Below are 22,396 nucleotides of genomic sequence, written 5' to 3'. Positions count from 1 at the left end.
CCGCCCCTCGTCGCCGTACCGGAGCGGCTACGGCTTGGGCGTCGCGTGCGGCGCGCAGGACACGTCGGAGGAGTCCAGCTCACCGCTGAGCAGGTAGGAGTCGACCCGCTCGTTGATGCACGGGTTGAGCAGACCGGTCACACCGTGGGAGCCCGCGCCCTCCTCGGTGATCAGGCGGGAGCCCTTGAAGCGCTTGTGCAGGTCGACGGCGCCCTGGTACGGGGTCGCCGCGTCCCGCGTGGACTGGACGATCAGCACGGGCGGCAGGCCGCGGTGCGTCGTGACGTGCACCGGGGTCAGCTGCTTCGTCGGCCAGGTGGCACAGGGCAGGTTCATCCAGGCGTTGGCCCAGGTCATGAACGGGTAGTCCTTGTTGAGCCGGGTGTTGTCCCGGTCCCACTTCTGCCAGCTGGTGGGCCACTTGGCGTCGGCGCACTCGACGGCGGTGTAGACGGCGTTGCCGTTCTCCGCGCTGATGTTGCCGGCCGTGTTCGACAGGTCGGGCGCGGCGGCGTCGACGAGCGCCTTGGTGTCGCCGGCGGCGTACTTGCTGAACACCGTCGCCACCGGTACCCACGAGGAGTCGTAGTACGGCGCGCTCTGGAAGAAGGAGATCAGCTCGGCCGGGCCGACGACCCCGCCGATGGGGTTCTTCTTGGCGGTGGCCCGCAGGTCGAGCCACTTGGCCTGGACGGCGGCGCGGGTGGTGCCGAGGTGGAAGGCTGCGTCGTTGGCGGCGACCCAGTTCTCCCAGTCCTTCCAGCGGCCCTCGAAGGCGATGTCCTGGTTGAGGTTGGCCTCGTACCAGATGTTCTCGCGCGACGGGCCGACCACGCTGTCGACGATCATCCGGCGCAGGTGGCCCGGGAAGAGGGTGCCGTAGACGGCGCCGAGGTAGGTGCCGTAGGAGACGCCGAGGTAGTTGAGCTTCTTCTCGCCGAGCGCGGCACGGATGACGTCCAGGTCGCGGGCGGTGTTCGGCGTGGTCATGTGCGGCAGCATGGCGCCGCTGCGCTCGGCGCATCCCTCGGCGTACTCGCGGGCGAGCTTGCGCTGGGCCTTCTTGTCGGCCTCGGTGTCCGGCACCGGGTCGGCCTTGGGCGCCTTGACGAACTGCTGCGGGTCGACGCAGGAGATGGGCGCGGAGTGGCCGACACCGCGCGGGTCGAAGCCCACGAAGTCGTAGGCCTTGGCGACGTTCGCCCAGATCGCGTTCTTGTTGGTGACCCGGGTCGGGAAACGCATCCCCGAGGCGCCGGGGCCGCCCGGGTTGTAGACGAGCGCGCCCTGGCGCTCCTGCGGCGTACCGGTGTTGCCGATGCGGTCGACGGCGAGCTTGATCTGCTTGCCGTTCGGCGCGGCGTAGTCGAGCGGCACGCTCACCCAGCCGCACTGGATGGGCTTCGCAAACCCCCAGTCCGCCGGGCAGTCCTGCCAGTCGATGCCGGCCTTGGCGGCGCGGGCGGCGGCGATCTCGGCGCCGCGGGCCTCGCGGTCGCCTCCGTGGCGGCTGTCGGCGCTGGCCGCGGGCGCCGACACCGCGCCGGCTATCAGGGTCGCGGTGACGAGCGCTCCGGCTGAACCGAACGCCAGTAGACGGCCCTTCGGTCTGTTCTGACTCAAGTTGGCCCCTCCCCCTACGTCTTCGAATGGTCAGACGGGGATCCTCCCGGCTGTGAGGCAGCTGAGAACAGGGGGTGCAGGACTTTCTTTACCAATCCGATAAACGGACGATCACGTCCGGCTGAACAGAAGGGGGTCGGTCCGTCCGAGCAGGACCGACGCCTCGTCCAGCAGTCGCCGCAGCCTGAGTGCGTCGGGGGCCACGACGCTGACGAGTACGGCGGGCCCGGCGAGCGGTATCAGTGCGGCGCTCTCCCCCAGCATCCGCGCGGCAGGCATCTCGTCGGCGAACTCGGGCCGGACGACGACCAGTTGACCGACGGACCGGTGCCCGGCGAGCACGGCGGGCCCGTCCCAGCCGCCCGGCGCACCGGGCCCGCAGGACAGCTCCTGGTCCAGGACGGTACGGCCCGCGACCCGCACCGTGAGCCGGCTGGTGAGCCGCCCGGGCTCCTCCCCGGACCGTCCGAGCACCTGCTCCTCGCGCAGCACGAGCCGTGCCCCGGCGCCCACTTCGGCCCGCGTGGTGACGTACAGATCGCTGCCGGCGGCCGCGATCAGCTGCTCGGGCAGCCAGTGCAGCACGCCGCCGCCGGCCACGTCGAGCCGCACGTCGTAGCGCGCCTCGCCCTTGGCCTGGCCGGGGAGCGCGATGGTGGCGGCGGCCGACCCCACATGGAGCCGGGCGCCCTCGTCCACGCGCGCGTCCAGCGCGAAGCGGTCGCCGCCGAGCGGGCCGCTCATCGCGCCGACGACCATGACCCGCGCCTGCCCGCCGCTGCCCCGGGTGCGGCGCAGCGCGAGCGGGCCGTCGCCGTCCAGCACGGGCAGCGCCGTACCGCCGCGTCCGTCGGCGCGGGCCACGATCCGTGCGTGCGCCCGGACTCCGGTCGCCGCCATCCGGACTCCGGTCGTCGTCATGCCGTCCATGCGCCGAGCCGCTCCCGCACCCAGGCAGCGACGTCCGCGACTCCGGTCCCCCCGCGCAACGACTGGAGGACGACGGGGAGTTCGGCCCGCTGCGCCTTGGCGTCGGCGGCCATCCGGCCGAGGTCGGAGCCGACGTAGGGGGCGAGGTCGGTCTTGTTGACCACGAGCAGGTCGGCGGTGGTGACGCCGGGCCCGCCCTTGCGCGGGATGTCGTCGCCGCCGGCCACGTCGATCACGAAGATCTGCGCGTCCACGAGGCCCTTGGAGAAGGTCGCCGTCAGGTTGTCCCCGCCGGACTCCACGAGGATCAGGTCCAGCGGCCCGACCGCTTCCTCCAGGTCCTCGACCGCTTCGAGGTTGGCGGAGATGTCGTCGCGGATCGCGGTGTGCGGGCAGGCGCCGGTCTCCACGGCCGTGATCCGCTCGGGGGGCAGCACGGCTTCGCGGAGCAGGAACTCGGCGTCCTCGCGGGTGTAGATGTCGTTGGTGACGACGGCCAGCGACAGTTCGTCGCGCAGTGCCCGGCACAGCGCGGCGACGGTCGCGGTCTTCCCGGACCCGACGGGCCCGCCGAGCCCGATGCGTAGGGCGCGGCGCGAACCGTCGGGGCGGCGGGCGTCGGCGCTCACGGCGCCGGGGCCGTGGTGGGTGTGGTCGAGATGCATGTCAGCGGCTCCCTTTCGGCCGGGTGCGGCACCGATCGGCTCGTCCTGCGGTCGCGGGCGAGGCCGTTCGGGCCGAGGTGGGGGGCGGGGGGGGCGTACCCCGGGTCAGGACGCGAACAGTCGTACGGGCCAGTCCGCGTGCCATTGCGCGCCGACCTCCAGCAGCGGCCCCGACGCGGCGGGCAGTGCGTCGACGCCCTCGTCGGCGACTCTCCGCGCCGCCCGGACCGCCGCGTCCGCGACGCGGTCCAGCTCCGGCGCCAGCCGGGCCAGAACGCCTGTCGCGTCGAAGGGATCGAGGCTCAGCAGCCGCACGGTGGCCGTCGCCGGTCCGCTCACGCTCTCGTAGGCCGCGCAGTGGGCCGCGTCCATGGGCCCGAGCCCGGCCGCCCGGGCGGCGAGGCCGAGGACGATCGGCTGGTGCGCCCCCTTGGGGAACTCCCGGGCCAGCGCTTCGAGTTCGTCCGAGGGCCAGCTGGCCCGTGCGGCCCGCAGCAGCTGCCGGCCGAGCCTGCGCGCTGCGGCCCGCAGGGCGGGTGAGGGGGTGCGGGCGTCCGCCGCCGCGTCCAGCTCCCGGGGTTCGGTGCCCAGGACGGTGGCAGCGGCCAGCGCCCCCGCGACCAGTCCCGCGGTGTGCAGCCGCCCCCGGCAGAAGTCCTCCAGGCTCGCGGCGCAGGTGATCCGGCCCGCCTTGACGGCGGCCTCCGCCCCACCGGAGTGTGCGTGTCCGCCGGCGGGGAAGCGGCCGTCGGCCAGGACGAGAAGTGCTGCCCGGGTCATCAGAAGAGGAAGTAACGCTGGGCCATGGGCAGTTCGGCGGCCGGTGAGGCCTCGACCAGCTCGCCGTCGATGTGCACGGCGAAGCTGTCGGGGTCGATCTTCACCTGGGGACGGGCGTCGTTCTCCCGCATGTCCGCCTTGGTCACCCTGCGCGTGGAGTCGATGGCGACGAACCGCTTGCCGAGCTGAAGCCGCTCCGGCAGTCCGTCCTCGACGGCCAGCGGGGCCACGAAGTTGAACGAGTTGGCCGCCGGTGCCCGCCCGATCGCCCCGTACATCGGCCGCGGCAGGATCGGCTGCGGGGTCGGGATGGAGGCGTTGGCGTCACCCATCTGTGCGTACGCGATCTGGCCGCCCTTGATGACGAGGAGCGGTTTGACCCCGAAGAACGCGGGCTCCCACAGCACCAGGTCGGCGAGCTTGCCGGTCTCGACGGAGCCGATCTCGCGGGCGAGTCCCTGGGCGAGCGCCGGGTTGATCGTGTACTTGGCGACGTAGCGCCGTACCCGCCGGTTGTCCGCGTGGCCGTCACCGGGCAGTGCGCCACGCCGCCGCTTCATCACGTGCGCGGTCTGCCAGGTGCGCAGGACGACCTCGCCGACGCGGCCCATGGCCTGGGAGTCGGAGGAGATGATCGAGATGGCGCCGAGGTCGTGGAGGATGTCCTCCGCGCCGATGGTGGACGGCCGGATCCGGGACTCGGCGAACGCCAGGTCCTCGGGCACCGCCGGATTGAGGTGGTGGCACACCATCAGCATGTCGAGGTGTTCCTCGGCGGTGTTGACGGTGAAGGGCCGGGTCGGGTTGGTCGAGCTGGGCAGGACGTGCGGTTCGCAGACCACGGTCATGATGTCCGGTGCGTGTCCGCCGCCGGCGCCCTCGGTATGGTACGCGTGGATGCCCCGGCCGGCGATCGCGGCGAGGGTGTCGCCGACGAATCCGGCCTCGTTGAGGGTGTCCGTGTGGATGGCGACCTGGATGCCGGTGCGCTCGGCCACGGTCAGGGCCGCGTCGATGACGGCCGGGGTGGAGCCCCAGTCCTCGTGCAGTTTGAGGCCGAGGGCGCCGCCGCGGATCTGGGAGAGCATCGCCTCGTGGGAGACGGTGTTGCCCTTGCCGAGGAAACCGATGTTGAGCGGGTACTGCTCCATCGCCTCCAGCATCCGGGCCAGGTGCCAGGGGCCGGGCGTCACCGTGGTCGCCTTGGAGCCCTCGGCGGGTCCGGTGCCGCCTCCGACCAGGGTGGTGACACCGGCGGCGAGCGCCTCGTCGGCGATCTGCGGGCAGATGAAGTGGACGTGCGCGTCGATGGCACCGGCGGTCAGGAGGCGCCCGTTTCCGGCGATCACCTCGGTCTCCGGGCCGATGACCAGGTCCGGGTGGACCCCGTCCATCGTGTCGGGGTTGCCCGCCTTGCCGATGCCCGTGATCCGCCCGTCGCGGATGCCGACGTCCGCCTTGACGATGCCCCAGTGGTCGACGACGACGACCCCGGTGACGACCGTGTCGGGCGTGCCCTCGGCGCGGGTGGCACGCGACTGGCCCATGGATTCGCGGATGACCTTGCCGCCGCCGAAGACCGCCTCGTCACCGGCGAGTCCGGGGCCGCCGCAGCGGTCCTCCTCGATCTCGATCAGCAGGTCGGTGTCGGCGAGCCGGATGCGGTCGCCGGTGGTGGGGCCGAAGAGGTCGGCGTAGGCCTCTCGGGAGATCTCACGCATCGAGGGCACCTCCGGTCCCCCCGCGCAGACCGGGCACGATCCGGGCGCCGGCGAGGGGTACGAGTTCGACGTCGACGGGGATGCCGGGCTCGAAGCGCACGGCGGTGCCGGCGGCGACGTCCAGCCGCTTGCCGTGTGCGGCGGCGCGGTCGAACTCCAGGCCGGGGTTGGCCTCGGCGAAGTGGTAGTGGGAGCCGACCTGGACGGGCCGGTCGGCGGCGTTGAGGACGGTCAGCCGGGTGACCTCACGGCCTTCGTTGCAGACGATGGGGCCGTCCGCGAACAGAACCTCTCCGGGAATCAACGCGGCCCCCTCAGATGATCGGCTCGTGCACGGTGACGAGCTTCGTGCCGTCCGGGAAGGTGGCCTCGACCTGTACGTCGTGGATCATCTCCGGAACCCCGTCCATGACGTCGTCCCTGGTCAGAACCTTGCGGCCGGTGGACATCAGCTCGGCGACACTGCGGCCGTCGCGCGCGCCCTCCAGGATGTGCGACGTGATGAGGGCGACCGCCTCCGGGTGGTTGAGCCGCAGGCCACGGGCCCGGCGTTTCTCGGCCACGTCCGCCGCCACATGGATGAGCAGTCTCTCTTGCTCGTGCGGGGTCAGTTGCACGTCCCACCTCACAGTCCTTGCCCGGACCGTGCGGGGTCCGGTTGCCGCAGCCATCGCGACGGGTTAGGTGTAACACACAGACAAATTCGCCCGATCGTGAAGCAATACGGGCAGAAAAACCCCTGATGGCATGGAACGGCAGGCTAGTTCGCCGGAGTTTCAGCGACGTTAACCAGACCTTGAGCAGCGTATGACTGCGCAGTGGGCTAGCTCATACCTGCGCGACGGGCACACCCGTCCGCGCACAACGGCCGGACTCCCGCCCCGATCACGAGACGCCGGGCCCCCGGTGTTCCGCGGCGATCCCGAATCGCTGCCGTTCGCGCGCGGCGGAATTCACCTCGCGCACCCCGGACACCGAACTGATCACCTGCTCCTCGGCGGGCTCGTCGAGAGCGTCGAGCCGCTCCAGGTCGGCGGCCGAGACCAGCGCGACGAGCGGCTTGCCGTGCCGAGTCACGACGACGCGCTCACCGCCGTACACCACCCGGTTGATCAGGTCGGCGAGCTCAGCCCTGGCTTGCGTCACCGGAATCTCGTAGGCCATACCCCCATCATAACGTCACGTACGTCCTGTACATTTTTTACAGAAGTGGGGCCGCCGGTGCCCCGCCCGGAGGAGGGGTACACCCATGACCCGACCGTCCGCCCGTCATGTCCTGCCCGAGTTCAGCGAGCGCACGAGCACGGGCCACCGCACGCTCGATCCGTACTCGAAGCTGTTCGAGAGCCGGGTCGTCTTTCTCGGGACGCCCCTCGACGACACCGCCGCGACCGATGTGGTCACACAGTTCATGCAGCTCGAACACGCGGCACCGGACCGGGACATCACCCTGTACCTCAACTGCCCGGGCGGCTCGTTCACCGCCATGACCGCGGTCTACGACACGATCCAGTACGTCACGTGCGACGTGGAGACCTACTGTCTGGGCCAGGCCGCCTCGGCCGCCGCGGTGCTGCTCGCGGCCGGCACACCGGGCAAGCGGTTCATCCTGCCTAACGCCCGTGTGGTGCTCGAACAGCCCGCACTGCACGAACCGGCCCAGGGGCAGCCGAGCGACCTCGTCATCCAGGCCGAGGAGTTGACGCGGATGCGCTCCCTGATGGAGACGATGCTGGTGCGGCACACCGGGCGCACCGCCGAGCAGGTCCGCCAGGACCTGGAGCGGGACCTGATGCTGGATGCGCCGGGCGCGCTCGCGTACGGGCTCGTGGACGGCATCGTCCCGGGCCGCAGGGAGACCCCCGGCGCCGGGCACGCGGGGTGAGCCCCCGATGCTTCCACCCGAACTTCCGCCGCTGCCCGCACTGACCCGCGCCGAGGGCGAACTGATCGACCGTTACCTGGAGGCGGTCGACCTGCTGGGCCGGATCAACCCGGCGCAGTCCGGGGACACCTACCGCGGACTGCGCGCGGCGCAGGCCCTGGTGCGCAAGGCGTCCGAGCTGCGCGACGCCCTGACCCTGATGCACCAGCGGGGCGAGACGGAGCTGCATGGGGACACGCTGGCACGGGCCTTGCGGGTGCTGGACGGCGAGCGCCGTACTGCGCGCGTCACGCTCCCGCCCGACTGCGTCGGCTGATCCGGACGCGCGGGTGGCCCGTCGGGCCGCCCGCGTCGACCCGTCGCCGGGGCAGGACTTCAAACGGCCCGAACGGTCTACCGCCGACCGGGGTATCTCGCGATCGTTTTCCGGGCGTTCGGACTTGCACGCACCACGCGTTTGAGGCTCGTGCATGCATGCTCCGCCCCAGGTCGGGGGCTACGTGCGGGACCTGACGATGACTCGAACATGGTGGTGTCCACCCGAACGGGTGAGTGGTGAGTAACGCCACAAATCCCCGATTCCGTTGGGATTTTCGGACAGCTGTGAGTCAAGATCCCTGTCTGACGACAAGCCCCCGCCACCGCGGCGGGGCGGTCCGGGCGGACGCCGAGTCCTGCCGCCGCCCGGATGACCGGTCGACAGAAGTGGATCGGCAGGAGTGGAGGACCCGAGCAAGACGGGTCGCCGGGACGGACGTTCGTCGCAGACGGACGGTCGTGCCGAGCAGCCCTTGGGGTGAAGCCGTGGCAACGCGGCCGGGCAACTTCGCCAGCCCGAATCCGACAGGTCATCCTTCACAGGCGGCTGACGAAGGGTTGCGCATGACTGCGCTCAATCGTGTCCCGTCGCTGATGGCCCGGGCCGGCACGGCCTCGGCCCTCACCCTCGCCGCCGTGGGCGGCTCGATCATGGTCCCGGGGCTTGCCACCGACGCCTCGGCCGCCACCATAGCGACGAAAGCCCTCCAGATCGCGGCGTCCAAGAAGGGTTCCCCCTACCAGTACGGGGCCACCGGGCCGCGCCGGTTCGACTGCTCGGGGCTGACGCTCTACTCGTTCAAGAAGGTGGGCAAGAAGCTGCCGCGTACGGCCGCCCAGCAGTACAACAGGACGCATCACATCTCGGCCGGGAGCCGCAAGGCCGGCGATCTGGTGTTCTTCCACTCGGGTTCCAGCGTCTACCACGTCGGTATCTACGCGGGGAAGAACAAGATCTGGCACGCACCGAGGACCGGGGCCGTGGTGCGGCTGGAGAGGATCTGGACCAGGAGCGTCTGGTACGGCCGGGTCAGCTGACCCGGGCTCAGCGCAGGAGCGGCTCCAGCAGAAGAGCCGCTCCCAGCGCCGTCAGCGCCACCCCGGTGCCCGCCTGCAGCATGCGGGCGGCCCGGGGTCGGCGCAGCCACCTGCCGAGCCGGTCCACCAGCAGGGCCACCACCTGGAACCAGGCCAGCGCGATCACGCAGACGATCAGCGCGAGCAGCAGTGTCCTGGGCAGGGCGGAGCCGCCGGACGGCACGAACTGGGGCAGCAGGCTGAGGAAGGTCAGTGAGGCCTTCGGGTTGAGGACGTTGGTGACGAAGCCCTGCCGGAGCGGGTGCCCGGCCGAGTGCGCGGCCGACGGGTGCCCGGCCGAGGCCGCGTCCTCGGCGGCGGACCGCCGTAGCGGCCACAGGGTCCGCAGCCCGAGCTGCAGCACATAGGCACCGCCCAGCAGTTGCAGCGCGCGAAAGAGCGCGGGTACGGCGACCAGCACCGCCGCGACCCCGGCCACCGCGAGTGTGGTGTGCACGAGGAGGCCCGCGGCGATCCCGAGCCCGCAGACCGCGCCGGCCCGGCGGGAGACCAGGGCGTTGCGGACCACCACCGTGAAGTCGGCGCCGGGCATGGCGACCAGACCGGCGGCGATCCCGGTGAAGGCGATGAGCTGTCCGTCCATGGGCCCCAGACTGCCCGGCCGTAGCCTTCATCAGGTATTTAGAATCATGGAGGTCTGCCTGAAGCAATGCTTTAGGCTGGCGCCATGTACGACCCGACCCGGCTCGCCGCGCTCGTCGCCGTCGCGGAGGCGGGCTCCATCACCCGGGCCGCCGACCGGCTCGGCTACACGCCGCCTGCACTGTCCCAGCAGCTGGCCAAGCTGGAGCGGGAGGCCGGCACGGCGCTGCTGGTGCGTCACCACCGCGGGGCGCGGCTGACCGAGGCGGGCGAAGTGCTGGTGGCGCGGGCCCGTCGGGTGCTGGACGAGATGGAGCAGGCCCGGCACGAGCTGGCCCGGCTGACCGGGCTCACGGGCGGGGTGCTGCGGCTGGGGACGTTCCCGACCGCGGGCGTCCATCTGCTGCCGCCGGCGCTGAGCGCGTTCCGCCGGGCGCATCCGGACGTCCGGCTGTCGGTCGCCGACTACGACCCGCCGTCGGGGGTCACGGCGGTGGCGGCCGGTGAGGTGGACCTGGCGCTGACCCACACCTACCACCCCGCCGAACCCGTCCCCGTGCCCTCCTCGGTCGCTCTGGAGCCGGTCCTGGAGGAGGAGCTGGTGCTGGTGACGGCTCCGGGCCACGTCCTGAGCAGCGCCTCGTCCCGGCTGCCCCTGGCGGAGCTGGCGGGGCAGCCGCTGATCAGCATGGCGCCGCACCATCCCGCCCGGCGAGGGGTGGAGGCGCTGCTGGCCGAGGCGGGCGCCACCGCGGCGCTGCTGGTGCCGACCCCCGGGTACGCCGTTGTGTGCGCACTGGTCAGCGCCGGGCTCGGGGTGGCCCTCGTACCGGAGATGGTGGCGCGGACCGCCGTCACTCCGGTCGGGGTACGTCCGTTGGAGGGGGGACGGCTACGGCGCACGATCTCGGTCGCCTTCCGGGCCGACGAGGTCGCTCCGGCGGTGGAGGCGTTCCGCGCTCTGCTGCACGGGGCCTTCGGCCGGGCGCAGCACGCCCCGGAGCGTCAGCGCCCGTCCCGGTGAACCGTCCCCCGGCCGGGTGGGCTTGGCCCTGCGGACTGCGACGGTGGGGGTGGCGGGACGCCGTCCTGGGGCCCCCGTGGACGCCCGGGCGCGCTCTAGGGGTCCGGCTGGCCCGCCGCGACCGGCTCGGCCGGGAGGGCCCACGGCAGCTCGATGGAGACCGTCTTGCCGCCCTCGCGGGTGGGGCGGACGCGGAGCTTGCCGCCGCACTCGGCGGTGAGCCAGCGGATGATGACCATGCCGCGCCCGTTGTCCTGCTGGACGGCTGCGGGCAGTCTCTTCGGAAAGCGCGGATGACTGTCCGTCACACCGATGCGGAGTTGTTCGTCGTGGTGCAGGGCGATGTCGACGGTGAAGGTGGGTGACTGTCCGAAGGTGTGCTGTACGGCGTTGGTGGCGAGTTCGGAGACGATCAGCCGCACGGTGTCGGCCGCGTCGGTGTCCGGTGGCAGACCCCACTCCGCGAGGGTCCCCACCACGTAGGAGCGGGCCGCGGAGACCGAGGCGGGATCGCTCGGCAGAGTGACGGATGCTTCCAGATGGTCTGCCATGGCGACGTCGTCCCTTTCCCACGGGCCCGCAGTCCGGCGAGGAGCGGATGGTTCGAGTACGGTCCCGCACTGGTGCTTCGTCGCCAGACTGCCATTACCGGGCCGGTCTGGGGAGCGATCCACCGGGATATGCATATATCTGTCGCTCAAAGCGGTGAACTCTGCGACGGGAGACCGTATTTGGGCGGCCCGTAAGGAGTAAGGAGTACCCCATGCAGAACGGTCCCGCGGTACGGCGCCGCAAACTCGGCGCCGAGCTGCGCACGCTGCGCACGGGGACGGGGCTCACCAGTGGCGAGGCGGCCCGTCTGGTGGGCTGGCACCAGTCGAAGGTGAGCCGCATCGAGACCGGCGCGAGCGGTGTGAAACCGGCCGATGTGCGGTTACTCCTGGATGCCTACGGGGTGCGGGACGGGCAACTGCGCGAGTTGCTGCTGATGTTGGCGGGGTCCGAGGAGGCGGGCGGGCGCAGCCGGTGGTGGCACGCCTACCGGGGGATCCTGCCGCCCACCTACCGCGATTTCATCAGCCTGGAGTCGCAGGCGAGCGAGATGCGCACGCTGGAGACCACGGTGGTCCCGGGGCTGCTGCAGACGCCCGAGTACGCCCGCGCGGTGACCCGGGCGGCCGTGGAGGGGGTCGACGAGGAGCGGCTGGACGCGCTGGTGGAGGTGCGGCTGGCCCGGCAGGACGTGCTGCGCCGGGATCCCCCACTGACGCTGAGCGCGGTGCTGGACGAGGCGGTCCTCAAACGCGACGTCGGCGGACCGGAGGTGATGGCGCGGCAGCTGGCCCGGCTGGTCGAGGCCGCACGGCTGCCGCAGGTGCGGCTCCAGGTGCTGCCGTTCGCCGCGGGGGCGCATGTCGGCCTCACCGGCCCTTTCGTTATCTTCTCATTTCCGAGCACTTCTGATCTGGATGTGGTTGTTCTCGACCAGCTGACGAGTAGCCTCTATCTGGAACGGAAAGAAGACCTCATGGCCTACTCCGAGGCCTTCAACACCCTTCAGATCCACGCCCTTTCCCCCGAGGACTCGTTGGATTACATCGCCGGGATAGGTGACGGCGCGTAAGGAGGCACCATGCCAGCACTGCCTCGGAACGTCCCTGCAAGTACCGATCTGCACGAGGCGCGATGGCTGCGCAGCAGCTACAGCACCGGAGCGAACAACTGCGTGGAGACGGCTCGGCCGCACTCCGGCCCGTGGGCCGGACTGCTCGCCGTGCGCGACTCCAAGGACCCGGCCGGACCCGCGCTGCTCTTCTCCCCCGGGAGCTGGGCGGGGTTCGTGACCGCGCTCCGGTGATCCCAGTCCCCACCGATCGGAGAGATCCGACACCGGTCGGACCGACCCGACCCGACCGACATGACCGACCGGACCGAACAGACCGACTCGACTGACTCGACCGACTCGACCTGCATGATCGACTCGATCAACCCGGTCGGACCGACCCATCCCTACTGATCAGATTCGATCACTCTCGTGCGATGCACGGCCGTGTCACGCCGACTCATGGTCGCGTTTCGTCGATCACTCGTACAGCGCGTTCGATCTCGGCCCCGGACAGGTCCGCGCGGGCGGTGAGCCTCAGCCGAGAGATGCCGTCGGGCACGGAAGGAGGACGGAAGCAGCCCACGGCCAGGCCTGCCGTACGGCAGTCCGCCGCCCATTGCACGGCCTGCTCCGGGGACGGAGCCCGCACGGAGACCACCGCGGCGTCCGGACGCACCGCCTCCAGACCCGCGGCGGTCAGGCGCGTGTGCAGCTCGACGGCGACCCCGCGGGCCCGCGCCGCCCGCGCCGGCTCGCGTCGCAGCAGCCGCAGCGCCGCCAGCGCCGCGCCCACGGCGGCGGGCGCGAGGCCCGTGTCGAAGATGAACGTGCGGGCCGCATTGACCAGATGGTCGATCACCCGCGCCGGGCCGAGCACCACGCCGCCCTGGCTGCCCAGCGACTTGGAGAGCGTGGCCGTGACGACCACGTCGTCGGCCCCGGCGAGACCGGCCGCCTCGACGGCGCCCCGGCCGCCGTCGCCCAGCACGCCGAGCCCATGGGCGTCGTCCACGACCAGACCCGCCCCGTGTTCCCGGCAGGCCCCGGCCAGCGCGGCCAGCGGTGCCGCGTCGCCGTCGACGGAGAAGACCGAGTCGGAGACGACGATCGCCGCACCCCGGTGCCCGGCGAGCGCCTTGCCCACCGCCTCCGGATCGGCGTGCCCGACCACCTGTTTGGCCGCCCGGGCCAGCCGGCAGCCGTCGATGAGCGAGGCGTGGTTGCCCGCGTCGGAGACGATGAGGGAGCCGTGCGGGCCGAGCGCGGTGACGGCGGCCAGGTTCGCCGCGTAGCCGGACGCGAAGACCAGCGCGGCCTCGAAGCCGCAGAAGTCCGCCAGTTCCCGCTCCAGCTCGGCGTGCAGCTCGGTGGTTCCGGTGACCAGCCGGGAGCCGGTGGAACCGCCGCCCCACCGGCGGGCGGCAGCGGCGGCCCCCTCGACGATCTCGGGGTGGTGGGCCAGGCCCAGGTAGTCGTTGCCCGCCAGGTCCAGCAGCGGCGAGTCGGCGGGGCGCGGGCGCAGGGTCCGCACGAGTCCGGCGCGGCGGCGCGCCTCGGCCTGCTCGTCGATCCAGCCGAACGCCATGGGTCCTCCGGGGCTTTTGTAGGTAGCGCACAGACCCTAGCGGCACGATCAGCCGCCCAGGGTGTGGCAATACCCACACGGTGATCCGTCTCCGTTGTGCAAACTCTCCTTGGCCCCGGGCGGTCCCGTACGACAGGATCGGGCCTCATGGACCTGCTGAACACGCTGGTGGACAAGGGGCTGCGGCGCGAGCTGCCGACCCGTGAGGAAGCACTCGCCGTGCTCGCCACCTCCGACGACGACCTGCTCGATGTGGTGGCTGCGGCCGGCAAGGTGCGCCGGCACTGGTTCGGCCGGCGCGTGAAACTCAACTACCTGGTCAACCTCAAGTCCGGCCTGTGCCCGGAGGACTGCTCCTACTGCTCCCAGCGCCTCGGCTCCAAGGCCGACATCCTCAAGTACACCTGGATCAAGCCCGACGAGGCCTCCCAGGCGGCCGCGGCAGGCCTGGCCGGCGGGGCCAAGCGGGTCTGTCTGGTGGCCAGCGGGCGCGGCCCGACGGACCGGGACGTGGACCGGGTCTCCGAGACCATCAAGGCCATCAAGGGCCAGAACGAGGGCGTCGAGGTGTGCGCCTGCCTCGGCCTGCTCTCCGACGGCCAGGCCGAACGGCTGCGCGAGGCGGGGGCGGACGCCTACAACCACAACCTGAACACCTCCGAGGCCACGTACGGGGACATCACCACGACCCACACGTACGCCGACCGGGTGGACACGGTGCACAAGGCGCACGCGGCCGGGCTGTCCGCCTGCTCGGGCCTGATCGCGGGCATGGGCGAGACCGACGAGGACCTGGTGGACGTCGTCTTCTCGCTGCGGGAGCTGGACCCGGACTCCGTTCCGGTGAATTTCCTGATCCCGATGGAGGGCACCCCGCTCTCCACGGAGTGGAACCTCACCCCGCAGCGTTGTCTGCGCATCCTCGCGATGGTCCGCTTCGTCTGCCCGGACGTGGAGGTGCGTATCGCGGGCGGCCGCGAGGTCCACCTGCGCACGATGCAGCCCCTCGCCCTGAACCTGGCCAACTCGATCTTCCTCGGTGACTACCTGACCAGTGAGGGCCAGGCGGGCAAGGCCGACCTGGAGATGATCGCGGACGCCGGGTTCGAGGTCGAGGGCACCGACCGGGTGACGCTGCCGGAACACCGGGCCGCTGCCGCCGGCGGCGGGTGCGGATCGCACGAGAGTGCCGGGTGCGGATCGCACGAGGGCGCAGGGTGCGGGTCCGTCTGTGGCTCGCACGAGGGAGCGGACGCCGGCGGTACGGCGTCGGTGCCCGCCGCGAACGAGCGGCGCAGCGACCTCGTCGCCGTCCGCCGCCGGGGCGCCGGAACGGACCTCGCGCCCAATGCCTGACCTGCACGGCCTGAGCGTGCCCGAGCTGGTGGAGCTGGACCGGCGGCACGTGTGGCACCCGTACGGCCCGATGCCCGGGCGTGCCGAACCGCTCGTCGTGGAGTCGGCGAGCGGGGTCCGGCTGCGTCTTGCCGACGGCTCGGGCGAACTCGTCGACGGCATGTCGTCGTGGTGGTCGGCGATCCACGGCTACAACCACCCGGTGCTCAACGAGGCTGTGCAGGCTCAGCTCGGGCGGATGAGCCATGTGATGTTCGGCGGGCTCACGCACGAGCCCGCCGTACGGCTCGCGAAGCACCTTGTCGACATGTCGCCCGATGGTCTGGAGCATGTGTTCCTGGCCGACTCGGGGTCGGTGTCGGTCGAGGTCGCGGTCAAGATGTGCCTGCAGTACTGGCGCTCGCTCGGCCGGCCCGGCAAGCAGCGCCTGCTGACCTGGCGGGGCGGCTATCACGGCGACACCTGGCAGCCGATGTCGGTGTGCGACCCCCAGGGCGGTATGCACGAGTTGTGGACCGGTGTGCTCCAGCGCCAGGTGTTCGCCGAGGCACCGCCGGCGGAGTACGAGGAGTCGTACGCCGAGCATCTGCGCAAGCTGATCGGACGCCATGCGGACGAGCTGGCCGCGGTGATCGTCGAGCCGGTGGTGCAGGGCGCGGGCGGGATGCGGTTCCACTCCCCCGCGTACCTGCGGGTGCTGCGCGAGGCGTGCGACGCGCACGACGTGCTGCTGGTGTTCGACGAGATCGCCACCGGTTTCGGACGCACGGGCGCGATGTTCGCGGCGGAGCACGCGGGCGTCGCTCCGGACGTGATGTGCCTGGGCAAGGCGCTGACCGGCGGCTATCTGACGATGGCGGCGACGCTCTGCACCGCGCGCGTGGCCGACGGGATCTCGCAGGGCGAGGTGCCGGTGCTCGCCCACGGGCCGACGTTCATGGGTAATCCGCTGGCGGCAGCCGTCGCCTGCGCCTCCATCGAGCTGCTGCTCGGACAGGACTGGCGCGCGGAGGTCGAGCGCGTCGGGGCGGGTCTGCGCGAGGGCCTCGCGCCGGCCGCGGAACTGCCGGGCGTCAAGGACGTCCGCGTCCTGGGCGCCATCGGGGTCGTCCAGCTGGACCACGAGGTGGACATGGCCGCGGCCACCCGGGCCGCCGTGCGGGAGGGCGTGTGGCTGCGCCCGTTCCGCGACATGGTCTACACGATGCCGCCGTACGTGACCGGGGACGACGACGTGGCACGCATCGCGCGCGCCGTGTGCTCCGCGGCACAGGAGGGATGAGATGCAGGTACTGGTGATCACGGGGACGGGCACGGAGGTCGGCAAGACGGTCACCACCGCCGCCGTCGCCGCCTCGGCGCTCGCGGCCGGGCGTTCGGTGGCCGTGCTGAAGGCCGCGCAGACGGGGGTTGGGCCCGACGAGCGCGGGGACGCCGACGAGGTCGTCCGGCTCGCGGGTCCGGTCACGACCGCCGAACTGGCCCGCTTCCCCGAGCCGTTGGCACCGGGTACGGCGGCCCGGCGTGCGGGCATGGCTCCCGTACGGCCGAGCGAGGTGGCCGAGGCCGCGGCCAAGCTGGCCGCCGAGCACGATCTGGTGCTGATCGAGGGGGCGGGCGGGCTGCTCGTCCGGTTCGACGAGGCGGGCGGGACGCTGGCGGACGCGGCGCAGCTGCTGAACGCGCCGGTGCTGGTCGTCGCCACGGCCGGTCTGGGCACGCTCAACACCACGGAGCTGACGGCTCGTGAGCTGCGCTCGCGCGATCTGGAGCCTGCCGGTGTGGTGATCGGCAGCTGGCCCGATGCCCCCGACCTCGCCTCCCGCTGCAACGTCGCCGACCTGCCGGAGGTCGCCGGCGCCCCGCTGCTCGGGGCGCTGCCCGCGGGGGCCGCGGCCCTGGCTCCCGCGGACTTCCGCGCGGCGGCCCCGGGCTGGCTCGCGCCGCGCCTGGACGGGACGTGGGACGCGGAGGCGTTCCGGATGCGAGAGGCGCCCTGACAGCACCGCCCGGACCGTCAGGCACGGACACCGCCGCCCGAGCCCGTGAGGTATCGGGCGGCACCGTCCGCGTCCGTCAGCTATCGGGCGGGCCCGGCCGTGTCTGTCCGGTGCGACGGCGGCCAGGAACAGGGCGCGACTGCACCGTGGGCGATGCCGGGCGTTTCGCCGGGGGTGCAACGGGGTTTCCCGGGGGACAATCACCGTAGGCCCGACCCTTCCGGGAGGTTGCCATGCGGTTGTTGTCGACCGGTTCCGGCACGGTGGCGCGCAGCCCCGTCCACCATCCGCTCTTCGCCCGCTGCTACGCCCGGTTCAGCGTGGCCGCCGAGACCCGGCTGGGACTGGCCGGGGTGCGTGAGCGGCTGCTCGCCGGGCTGTCGGGGCGGGTGATCGAGATCGGCGCCGGCAACGGACTGAACTTCGGGCACTATCCGGGGACCGTCGCGGAGGTCGTGGCGATCGAACCGGAGCCGCTGCTCAGGAAGATGGCCCTGCAGTCGGCCCTGCACGTCCAGGTACCGGTCGACGTGGTGCCGGGGACCGCGGAGGCGCTGCCGGTGAAGAGCGAGGGCTTCGATGCGGTCGTGCTGTCACTGGTGCTGTGCAGCGTGCGGGACGTACCGCGGGCACTGGGCGAGGTACGGCGGGTCCTCAAACCGGGCGGCGAGGTGCGGTTCTTCGAGCACGGCCGGGGCGGCGGCCGGGTGATGACGCTGACTCAGCGCACCCTGGACCGGACGCTGTGGCCCGCGCTGAACGGCGGCTGCCATGTCGCCCGGGCCCCGGTCGCCGCACTGCGCGAGGCCGGGTTCGAACTCGGGCCGTACCGGCAGGTACTGGTGCCCGAGAAGGGGCCCAGAATGCCCACCTCGTACTGTGTGCTGGGAAGTGCCCGGCGGCCCGGCGAACCGGACGCGCACTGATCCGGTGCGCTGCCGGACCCCGCTCGTCACAGGCTCCAGCGGCGCAGCTCCCGGGCGATGTCGTCGATGTCCGCCTCGCCGCTCTTGACCAGCCGGGCAAGGTCACGGACCTGTTCGGGCGAGGTGACGACCTTCAGACCGCTGGCGACCAGGTAGGCGTAGGCGACGGCCGAGGCGAACAGGGCGTTGGAGCGCTCCAGAGCCGGCACATGGACGAGCAGCTGGAGCAGGGCGGCGGCACGGGCGTGCGGGGTGTCGTAGACGGGCACGTCGAATATCTCGGCCCGGTGCCGGGCGACGGCGGCGACCAGGGCACCCCAGTCGGTGACCTGCGGGTCCCCCGGCATCTTCTGTTCGGCGAGCATGAGGAGCCAGGCGAGATCGATACTGAGCTCGTTCAAGGGATCAGCTGCGGCCTTCGCCCGAGCCGGTGCCGCGCGCCTCGCCGAACTCCTCGGCGAACACGGACTCGTACTGCTTCATGAAGTCGGCGGCCGCGTCCACGAAGGTACGGCCCGCTTCCCCGGTGTCCTGTCTGACCAGCTCTTCGATGTAGCGGTTGACGCTCATGCCGCGCGCCAGGGCGCGCTCGCGGGCCGCTTTGGCGGTGCCCTCGTCCACACGCACGTTCAGCTGGGTCTTGGCCATGCTTTGACGCTAGCGCCGAACTGCTAGCAACGGCAAGGGCCCCGGCTCTGCGAAGGGGCTCTCCCGGGGATTCCGGCTGTGGGGCGGGTCACATTAGGCTCGGCCGGTACGAGGGAGTCGACGACCGGGAGGCGGTCTTGTCCACACCTGCTGCCGAACACGCCCCGGGCCGGGCGCGCGACGGCTCGACCGCGGCCCGCACCCGCGGGCTGACCAAGGCCTACGGCTCGGGCGAGACGGCCGTACTCGCCCTGGACTCGGTGGACGTGGAGATCGCGCGCGGCCGCTACACCGCCGTGATGGGCCCCTCGGGCTCGGGGAAGTCCACGCTCATGCACTGTCTGGCCGGCCTGGACAGCGTCTCGGCCGGGCAGGTCTGGATCGGTGACACGGAGATCACGGGCCTGAAGGACCGGGAACTGACCCGGCTGAGACGGGACCGCATCGGGTTCATGTTCCAGTCGTTCAACCTCATCCCGACGCTGACCGCGGCCGAGAACATCACGCTTCCCATGAACATCGCGGGCCGCAGGCCCGACCAGGCGTGGCTGGACCAGGTCATCGACACGCTCGGACTGCGGGGCCGCCTCACGCACCGCCCGGCGCAGCTCTCGGGCGGCCAGCAGCAGCGCGTCGCCTGCGCCCGGGCCCTGGCCTCCCGGCCCGAGCTGATCTTCGCCGACGAGCCGACCGGGAACCTCGACTCGCGAGCCGGCCTCGAAGTGCTGGGCTTTTTGCGCAGGGCCGTGGACGACCTGGGGCAGACCGTGGTCATGGTCACCCACGACCCGGGCGCGGCCGCCCACTCCGACCTGGTGCTCTTCCTCGGCGACGGGCGGATCGTGGACCGGATGGAGCGGCCGACGGCGGACGCCGTGCTGGAGCGCATGAAGGCGTTCGACGTGGTGCGCGGGCGGCTCGGCGACGGCAGCACGGCCCGGGAGGACTGACCCCGTGCTCAAGGCGACCCTGCGGAGTTTCCTCGCGCACAAGGGCAGGCTGGCGCTGTCCGGGCTGGCCGTCGTGCTGTCCGTGGCGTTCGTCGCGGGCAGCCTGATCTTCTCCGACACCGTCACCCGTACGTTCGACCGGCTGTTCGCCTCGACCTCCGCCGATGTGACGGTCGAGCCGCAGCAGGACCTGCAGTCCGCCAGGACCGCCGGTACCGTCCAGACCGTGCCCGCGGCCCTGCGGGACCGGGTGGCGAAGGTCGCCGGTGTCGCGGCGGCGCACGCGGACGTGTCGGTCCAGAACGTGGTGGTGGTCGACCGCCGCAACAGGTCCGTCGGCCCGACCACCGGCGCCCCGACCATCGCCACCTCCTGGTACGTCACCCGGCGCAGCCCGGTGAAGCTGACCTCCGGTCATGCGCCGCACGGGGCGGGCGAGGCACTGCTCGACGCGGACACCGCGGACAGGAAGCGGGTGCGGACCGGCGACATGCTGACCGTGCAGGCGCAGCCGGGCACGTTCCGGGTCCGGGTCGTCGGCATCGCCACGTTCACCACCACCAATCCGGGTGCGGCCCTGGTCTTCGTGGACCCCGCGGTGGCCGCCCGTGAGCTGCTCGGCTCCGCCGACCGGGCCACCGGCATCTCGGTGGACGCGGCCCGGGGAGTGAGCGACGCGGAACTCAAGCGCCGGGTCGGCGACGCGATCGGCACCGGCACCTACGACCTGAAGACCGCCGGTGAGCAGGCCAAGTCGGCCGCGGCCGAACTCGGCGGCTTCCTCGACGTCATCAAGTTCGTGATGCTGGGGTTCGCGGGCATCGCCGTGCTCGTGGGCGTCTTCCTGATCGTCAACACCTTCTCCATGCTCATCGCCCAGCGCACCCGTGAGCTGGGCCTGCTGCGGGCCCTCGGGGCCGACCGGAGGCAGGTGCGGCGGTCGGTGCTGACGGAGGCGGTGCTGCTCGGCGTGGCCGGCTCGACGCTGGGCCTCGCGGCCGGGATCGGGCTCGCGTTCGGGCTGATCCGGCTGATGAGCGCGTTCGGGATGAACCTGAAGGCCACGGAGATGGTCATCGGCCTGCCGACGCCCGTGGCGGCCTACGCCGTCGGCGTCGGCGTCACCTTCGTCGCCGCCTACCTGCCCTCGCGGCGCGCGGCGGCCGTCTCGCCGATGGCGGCACTCGCCAGCGACGGGGTCGCGGAAGTCGCGGGCGTGAGCAGGCCGTTGAAGGTACGGGCGATCGTCGGCTCCGTGGTCGGGGCGGCCGGCGCGGCCGCGCTGGCCGGGTGCGCGACAGCCACGAAGACCGCCTCCGCGGCCTCCCTGCTCGGCCTGGGCGTGGTCCTGACGCTGATCGCGACCGTGATCGCGGGTCCGCTGCTGGTGCGGCCGGTGATCAGGGTCCTGGGCGGCGCCTTCCCCGCGCTGTTCGGACCGGTCGGCCGGATGAGCCAGCGCAACGCCCTGCGCAATCCGCGCCGCACCGGTGCCACTGCGGCCGCGCTGATGGTGGGCCTCGCGCTGGTCGGCGGCATGTCGGTGGCGAGCGCCTCGATGTCCGCCTCCTTCGACCAGCGGATCGACAGGACGCTGGGCGCCGACTTCGTCGTCCAGAACGGCAACTTCCTGCCGTTCACCCGGGAGATCACCGACAAGGTGCACGGCACCGAGGGCGTGCGGCTCGTGGTACGGCAGCGGTTCGCACCCGTGACCGTCCGGTTTCCCGACGGCCGGCGCGTGAAGACGACCGCCGCCGGCTACGACCCGCGGGTCGACGACGTCGCCCACGTGACCTACGCGGCCGGCGGCAGCGCGGCGGCGCTCGCGGACGGCGGGCTCGGCATGGACGCCGCCTTCGCCAGGGACCACGGGGTGCGCCTGGGCAGCACCCTGCCCGTCGAGTTCCCCGGCGGGCAGCGGGCCCGGATGCGCGTGGGCGCCCTCACCGACCAGGGCGGCGGCGACGGGTTCGGCATGCAGGGCGGGCTGTTCTTCGGCATCGGCACGGTCGAGAAGTACGTCCCCGGCGGCCAGGACGCCGCCCTCTACGTCAAACGGTCCCCCGGCACCGGCGCCGACCTGCTGCGCTCCCGCCTGGAACGGACCCTCAGGCCCTATCCGCAGGTCCAGGTCCGCGACCAGGCCGACTACAAGAAGCTCGTGCACGACCAGATCGCCGTGCTGCTGTACCTCGTCTACGCGCTGCTCGGACTCGCGATCGTCATCGCCGTGCTCGGCGTGGTCAACACCCTCGCCCTGTCGGTGGTCGAACGCACCCGGGAGATCGGACTGCTGCGCGCGGTCGGGCTGAGCCGGCGGCAGTTGCGCCGGATGATCCGGCTGGAGTCGGTGGTGATCGCGGTGTTCGGCGCCGTCCTCGGCCTGGGGCTGGGGATCGTGTGGGGTGTGTGCACCCAGCAGGTGCTGGCCCTGCAGGGCATGACCGCGCTCGCGTTCCCCTGGGGCACGATCGTCGCGGTGGTGATCGGCTCGGCGGTGGTGGGCGTCGTGGCCGCCCTGCTGCCCGCGCTGAGGGCGTCACGGATGAACGTGCTGGCGGCGATCGCGCACGAGTGAGAGCGCGGGGCGCGCATGAGCGACCGCGCGGCGTGTATGAGTGACCGTGCGGCGTGTATGAGTGACCGTGCGGCGTGTATGAGTGACCGCGCGGGGCGCGCATGGGCGACCGCGTGGG

The 22,396-nt window shown here is 72.0% G+C and carries 25 protein-coding genes and 1 riboswitch; of the genes, 12 read left to right on the top strand and 13 right to left on the bottom strand.

The genetic code is table 11. The annotated features are described in order from the left end of the window. Positions 1-27: 27 nt before the first annotated feature. The 8 genes from ACFZCP_RS35425 to ACFZCP_RS35390 all read right to left on the bottom strand — a co-directional run bounded on the left by ACFZCP_RS35425 (position 28) and on the right by ACFZCP_RS35390 (position 6,883). Positions 28-1,623: an alpha/beta fold hydrolase gene (locus tag ACFZCP_RS35425; protein WP_391436110.1), complete on the bottom strand. Its 1,596-nt coding sequence runs from the start codon at positions 1,621-1,623 to the stop codon at positions 28-30. Positions 1,624-1,734: 111 nt separating this feature from the next. Continuing rightward, the gene (locus ACFZCP_RS35420) at positions 1,735-2,553 is read right to left on the bottom strand and encodes an urease accessory protein UreD (RefSeq protein WP_391436104.1); all 819 of its coding nucleotides are present in this window, start codon (positions 2,551-2,553) and stop codon (positions 1,735-1,737) included. Continuing rightward, entirely contained in the window at positions 2,541-3,218 is a 678-nt protein-coding gene (gene ureG, locus ACFZCP_RS35415; RefSeq protein WP_362695089.1) for an urease accessory protein UreG, read from the bottom strand. Before ureG ends, ACFZCP_RS35420 begins: the two co-directional genes overlap by 13 nt. Before the next feature lie 105 nt (positions 3,219-3,323). Then, on the bottom strand, positions 3,324-3,998 hold the full coding sequence (locus ACFZCP_RS35410; protein ID WP_362695086.1) for an urease accessory UreF family protein: 675 nt from the start codon (positions 3,996-3,998) through the stop codon (positions 3,324-3,326). Next, complete coding sequence (locus ACFZCP_RS35405; RefSeq protein ID WP_391436096.1) at positions 3,998-5,719, bottom strand: urease subunit alpha; 1,722 nt, start codon at positions 5,717-5,719, stop codon at positions 3,998-4,000. The genes ACFZCP_RS35410 and ACFZCP_RS35405 overlap by 1 nt, the downstream gene beginning before the upstream one ends. Continuing rightward, positions 5,712-6,023, bottom strand: a complete 312-nt coding sequence (locus ACFZCP_RS35400) for an urease subunit beta (protein WP_362695080.1) — start codon at positions 6,021-6,023, stop codon at positions 5,712-5,714. The genes ACFZCP_RS35405 and ACFZCP_RS35400 overlap by 8 nt, the downstream gene beginning before the upstream one ends. Before the next feature lie 10 nt (positions 6,024-6,033). Beyond that, a complete protein-coding gene (locus ACFZCP_RS35395) occupies positions 6,034-6,336 on the bottom strand; it encodes an urease subunit gamma (protein ID WP_391436077.1) in 303 nt (100 codons plus the stop codon). Between the two features lie 268 nt (positions 6,337-6,604). Continuing rightward, a complete protein-coding gene (locus tag ACFZCP_RS35390; RefSeq protein ID WP_391436074.1) occupies positions 6,605-6,883 on the bottom strand; it encodes a type II toxin-antitoxin system prevent-host-death family antitoxin in 279 nt (92 codons plus the stop codon). Positions 6,884-6,968: 85 nt separating this feature from the next. Between ACFZCP_RS35390 and ACFZCP_RS35385 the strand changes: the two genes are divergently transcribed. The 3 genes from ACFZCP_RS35385 to ACFZCP_RS35375 all read left to right on the top strand — a co-directional run bounded on the left by ACFZCP_RS35385 (position 6,969) and on the right by ACFZCP_RS35375 (position 8,960). Continuing rightward, entirely contained in the window at positions 6,969-7,604 is a 636-nt protein-coding gene (locus tag ACFZCP_RS35385) for an ATP-dependent Clp protease proteolytic subunit (protein ID WP_391436071.1), read from the top strand. A gap of 7 nt (positions 7,605-7,611) precedes the next feature. Next, positions 7,612-7,920 (top strand): hypothetical protein, encoded by a 309-nt coding sequence (locus tag ACFZCP_RS35380; RefSeq protein WP_362695068.1) that lies wholly within the window; start codon positions 7,612-7,614, stop codon positions 7,918-7,920. A 433-nt stretch (positions 7,921-8,353) separates the two neighbouring features. Then, positions 8,354-8,484: riboswitch (cyclic di-AMP (ydaO/yuaA leader) on the top strand. Between the two features lie 2 nt (positions 8,485-8,486). Next, entirely contained in the window at positions 8,487-8,960 is a 474-nt protein-coding gene (locus tag ACFZCP_RS35375; RefSeq protein WP_391436067.1) for an NlpC/P60 family protein, read from the top strand. Between the two features lie 7 nt (positions 8,961-8,967). Here ACFZCP_RS35375 and ACFZCP_RS35370 read toward each other — a convergent pair whose 3' ends face one another. Further along, a complete protein-coding gene (locus ACFZCP_RS35370) occupies positions 8,968-9,603 on the bottom strand; it encodes a LysE family transporter (RefSeq protein ID WP_391436063.1) in 636 nt (211 codons plus the stop codon). A gap of 84 nt (positions 9,604-9,687) precedes the next feature. On the opposite strand from ACFZCP_RS35370, the gene ACFZCP_RS35365 reads away from it, so the two are divergent. Further along, positions 9,688-10,626, top strand: coding sequence for a LysR substrate-binding domain-containing protein (locus tag ACFZCP_RS35365; protein ID WP_391436059.1), 939 nt, complete (start codon positions 9,688-9,690; stop codon positions 10,624-10,626). 95 nt (positions 10,627-10,721) lie between these two features. Here ACFZCP_RS35365 and ACFZCP_RS35360 read toward each other — a convergent pair whose 3' ends face one another. Beyond that, on the bottom strand, positions 10,722-11,177 hold the full coding sequence (locus ACFZCP_RS35360; protein WP_362695056.1) for an ATP-binding protein: 456 nt from the start codon (positions 11,175-11,177) through the stop codon (positions 10,722-10,724). Between the two features lie 212 nt (positions 11,178-11,389). On the opposite strand from ACFZCP_RS35360, the gene ACFZCP_RS35355 reads away from it, so the two are divergent. After that, positions 11,390-12,250, top strand: coding sequence for a helix-turn-helix transcriptional regulator (locus ACFZCP_RS35355; protein ID WP_362695053.1), 861 nt, complete (start codon positions 11,390-11,392; stop codon positions 12,248-12,250). 9 nt (positions 12,251-12,259) lie between these two features. Continuing rightward, positions 12,260-12,484 carry a DUF397 domain-containing protein gene (locus tag ACFZCP_RS35350; RefSeq protein ID WP_362695050.1) on the top strand — a complete coding sequence of 75 codons (225 nt, stop codon included), beginning with the start codon at positions 12,260-12,262 and terminating at the stop codon, positions 12,482-12,484. Positions 12,485-12,689: 205 nt separating this feature from the next. Here ACFZCP_RS35350 and ACFZCP_RS35345 read toward each other — a convergent pair whose 3' ends face one another. Next, positions 12,690-13,817 carry an aminotransferase class I/II-fold pyridoxal phosphate-dependent enzyme gene (locus ACFZCP_RS35345; RefSeq protein WP_391436049.1) on the bottom strand — a complete coding sequence of 376 codons (1,128 nt, stop codon included), beginning with the start codon at positions 13,815-13,817 and terminating at the stop codon, positions 12,690-12,692. A gap of 147 nt (positions 13,818-13,964) precedes the next feature. Between ACFZCP_RS35345 and bioB the strand changes: the two genes are divergently transcribed. The 4 genes from bioB (at position 13,965) to ACFZCP_RS35325 (ending at position 18,099) form a co-directional block, all read left to right on the top strand. Then, positions 13,965-15,173 (top strand): biotin synthase BioB, encoded by a 1,209-nt coding sequence (gene bioB / locus ACFZCP_RS35340; RefSeq protein ID WP_391436046.1) that lies wholly within the window; start codon positions 13,965-13,967, stop codon positions 15,171-15,173. Then, the gene (locus ACFZCP_RS35335; RefSeq protein WP_391436042.1) at positions 15,166-16,455 is read left to right on the top strand and encodes an adenosylmethionine--8-amino-7-oxononanoate transaminase; all 1,290 of its coding nucleotides are present in this window, start codon (positions 15,166-15,168) and stop codon (positions 16,453-16,455) included. Before bioB ends, ACFZCP_RS35335 begins: the two co-directional genes overlap by 8 nt. 1 nt (position 16,456) lies before the next feature. Further along, positions 16,457-17,173: a dethiobiotin synthase gene (gene bioD, locus ACFZCP_RS35330; protein ID WP_391436029.1), complete on the top strand. Its 717-nt coding sequence runs from the start codon at positions 16,457-16,459 to the stop codon at positions 17,171-17,173. Positions 17,174-17,406: 233 nt separating this feature from the next. Beyond that, complete coding sequence (locus ACFZCP_RS35325; RefSeq protein ID WP_362695038.1) at positions 17,407-18,099, top strand: class I SAM-dependent methyltransferase; 693 nt, start codon at positions 17,407-17,409, stop codon at positions 18,097-18,099. Between the two features lie 26 nt (positions 18,100-18,125). Here ACFZCP_RS35325 and ACFZCP_RS35320 read toward each other — a convergent pair whose 3' ends face one another. Beyond that, the gene (locus ACFZCP_RS35320) at positions 18,126-18,500 is read right to left on the bottom strand and encodes a fic family toxin-antitoxin system, toxin component (RefSeq protein ID WP_362695035.1); all 375 of its coding nucleotides are present in this window, start codon (positions 18,498-18,500) and stop codon (positions 18,126-18,128) included. A 4-nt stretch (positions 18,501-18,504) separates the two neighbouring features. Beyond that, positions 18,505-18,747: a toxin-antitoxin system HicB family antitoxin gene (locus ACFZCP_RS35315; RefSeq protein ID WP_391436021.1), complete on the bottom strand. Its 243-nt coding sequence runs from the start codon at positions 18,745-18,747 to the stop codon at positions 18,505-18,507. A 137-nt stretch (positions 18,748-18,884) separates the two neighbouring features. On the opposite strand from ACFZCP_RS35315, the gene ACFZCP_RS35310 reads away from it, so the two are divergent. Beyond that, a complete protein-coding gene (locus ACFZCP_RS35310) occupies positions 18,885-19,697 on the top strand; it encodes an ATP-binding cassette domain-containing protein (protein ID WP_391436017.1) in 813 nt (270 codons plus the stop codon). Positions 19,698-19,701: 4 nt separating this feature from the next. Continuing rightward, complete coding sequence (locus ACFZCP_RS35305; protein ID WP_391436013.1) at positions 19,702-22,278, top strand: FtsX-like permease family protein; 2,577 nt, start codon at positions 19,702-19,704, stop codon at positions 22,276-22,278. Positions 22,279-22,396 lie beyond the last annotated feature (118 nt).

It is taken from the genome of Streptomyces sp. NPDC007971 (genome assembly GCF_042958635.1).
Taxonomy (GTDB): domain Bacteria; phylum Actinomycetota; class Actinomycetes; order Streptomycetales; family Streptomycetaceae; genus Streptomyces.
Note: the sequence above shows the minus strand (reverse complement) of the source record. Positions and strands in the feature narration are given on the sequence as shown.

Coding starts and splice junctions, on each gene's coding strand:
- ACFZCP_RS35420 (WP_391436104.1), bottom strand. CDS start 2,553: ATGGACGGCATGACGACGACCGGAGTCCGGATGGCGGCGACCGGAGTC.
- ureG (WP_362695089.1), bottom strand. CDS start 3,218: ATGCATCTCGACCACACCCACCACGGCCCCGGCGCCGTGAGCGCCGAC.
- ACFZCP_RS35410 (WP_362695086.1), bottom strand. CDS start 3,998: ATGACCCGGGCAGCACTTCTCGTCCTGGCCGACGGCCGCTTCCCCGCC.
- ACFZCP_RS35405 (WP_391436096.1), bottom strand. CDS start 5,719: ATGCGTGAGATCTCCCGAGAGGCCTACGCCGACCTCTTCGGCCCCACC.
- ACFZCP_RS35390 (WP_391436074.1), bottom strand. CDS start 6,883: ATGGCCTACGAGATTCCGGTGACGCAAGCCAGGGCTGAGCTCGCCGAC.
- ACFZCP_RS35385 (WP_391436071.1), top strand. CDS start 6,969: ATGACCCGACCGTCCGCCCGTCATGTCCTGCCCGAGTTCAGCGAGCGC.
- ACFZCP_RS35380 (WP_362695068.1), top strand. CDS start 7,612: ATGCTTCCACCCGAACTTCCGCCGCTGCCCGCACTGACCCGCGCCGAG.
- ACFZCP_RS35375 (WP_391436067.1), top strand. CDS start 8,487: ATGACTGCGCTCAATCGTGTCCCGTCGCTGATGGCCCGGGCCGGCACG.
- ACFZCP_RS35370 (WP_391436063.1), bottom strand. CDS start 9,603: ATGGACGGACAGCTCATCGCCTTCACCGGGATCGCCGCCGGTCTGGTC.
- ACFZCP_RS35365 (WP_391436059.1), top strand. CDS start 9,688: ATGTACGACCCGACCCGGCTCGCCGCGCTCGTCGCCGTCGCGGAGGCG.
- ACFZCP_RS35360 (WP_362695056.1), bottom strand. CDS start 11,177: ATGGCAGACCATCTGGAAGCATCCGTCACTCTGCCGAGCGATCCCGCC.
- ACFZCP_RS35355 (WP_362695053.1), top strand. CDS start 11,390: ATGCAGAACGGTCCCGCGGTACGGCGCCGCAAACTCGGCGCCGAGCTG.
- ACFZCP_RS35350 (WP_362695050.1), top strand. CDS start 12,260: ATGCCAGCACTGCCTCGGAACGTCCCTGCAAGTACCGATCTGCACGAG.
- ACFZCP_RS35345 (WP_391436049.1), bottom strand. CDS start 13,817: ATGGCGTTCGGCTGGATCGACGAGCAGGCCGAGGCGCGCCGCCGCGCC.
- bioB (WP_391436046.1), top strand. CDS start 13,965: ATGGACCTGCTGAACACGCTGGTGGACAAGGGGCTGCGGCGCGAGCTG.
- ACFZCP_RS35335 (WP_391436042.1), top strand. CDS start 15,166: ATGCCTGACCTGCACGGCCTGAGCGTGCCCGAGCTGGTGGAGCTGGAC.
- bioD (WP_391436029.1), top strand. CDS start 16,457: ATGCAGGTACTGGTGATCACGGGGACGGGCACGGAGGTCGGCAAGACG.
- ACFZCP_RS35325 (WP_362695038.1), top strand. CDS start 17,407: ATGCGGTTGTTGTCGACCGGTTCCGGCACGGTGGCGCGCAGCCCCGTC.
- ACFZCP_RS35315 (WP_391436021.1), bottom strand. CDS start 18,747: ATGGCCAAGACCCAGCTGAACGTGCGTGTGGACGAGGGCACCGCCAAA.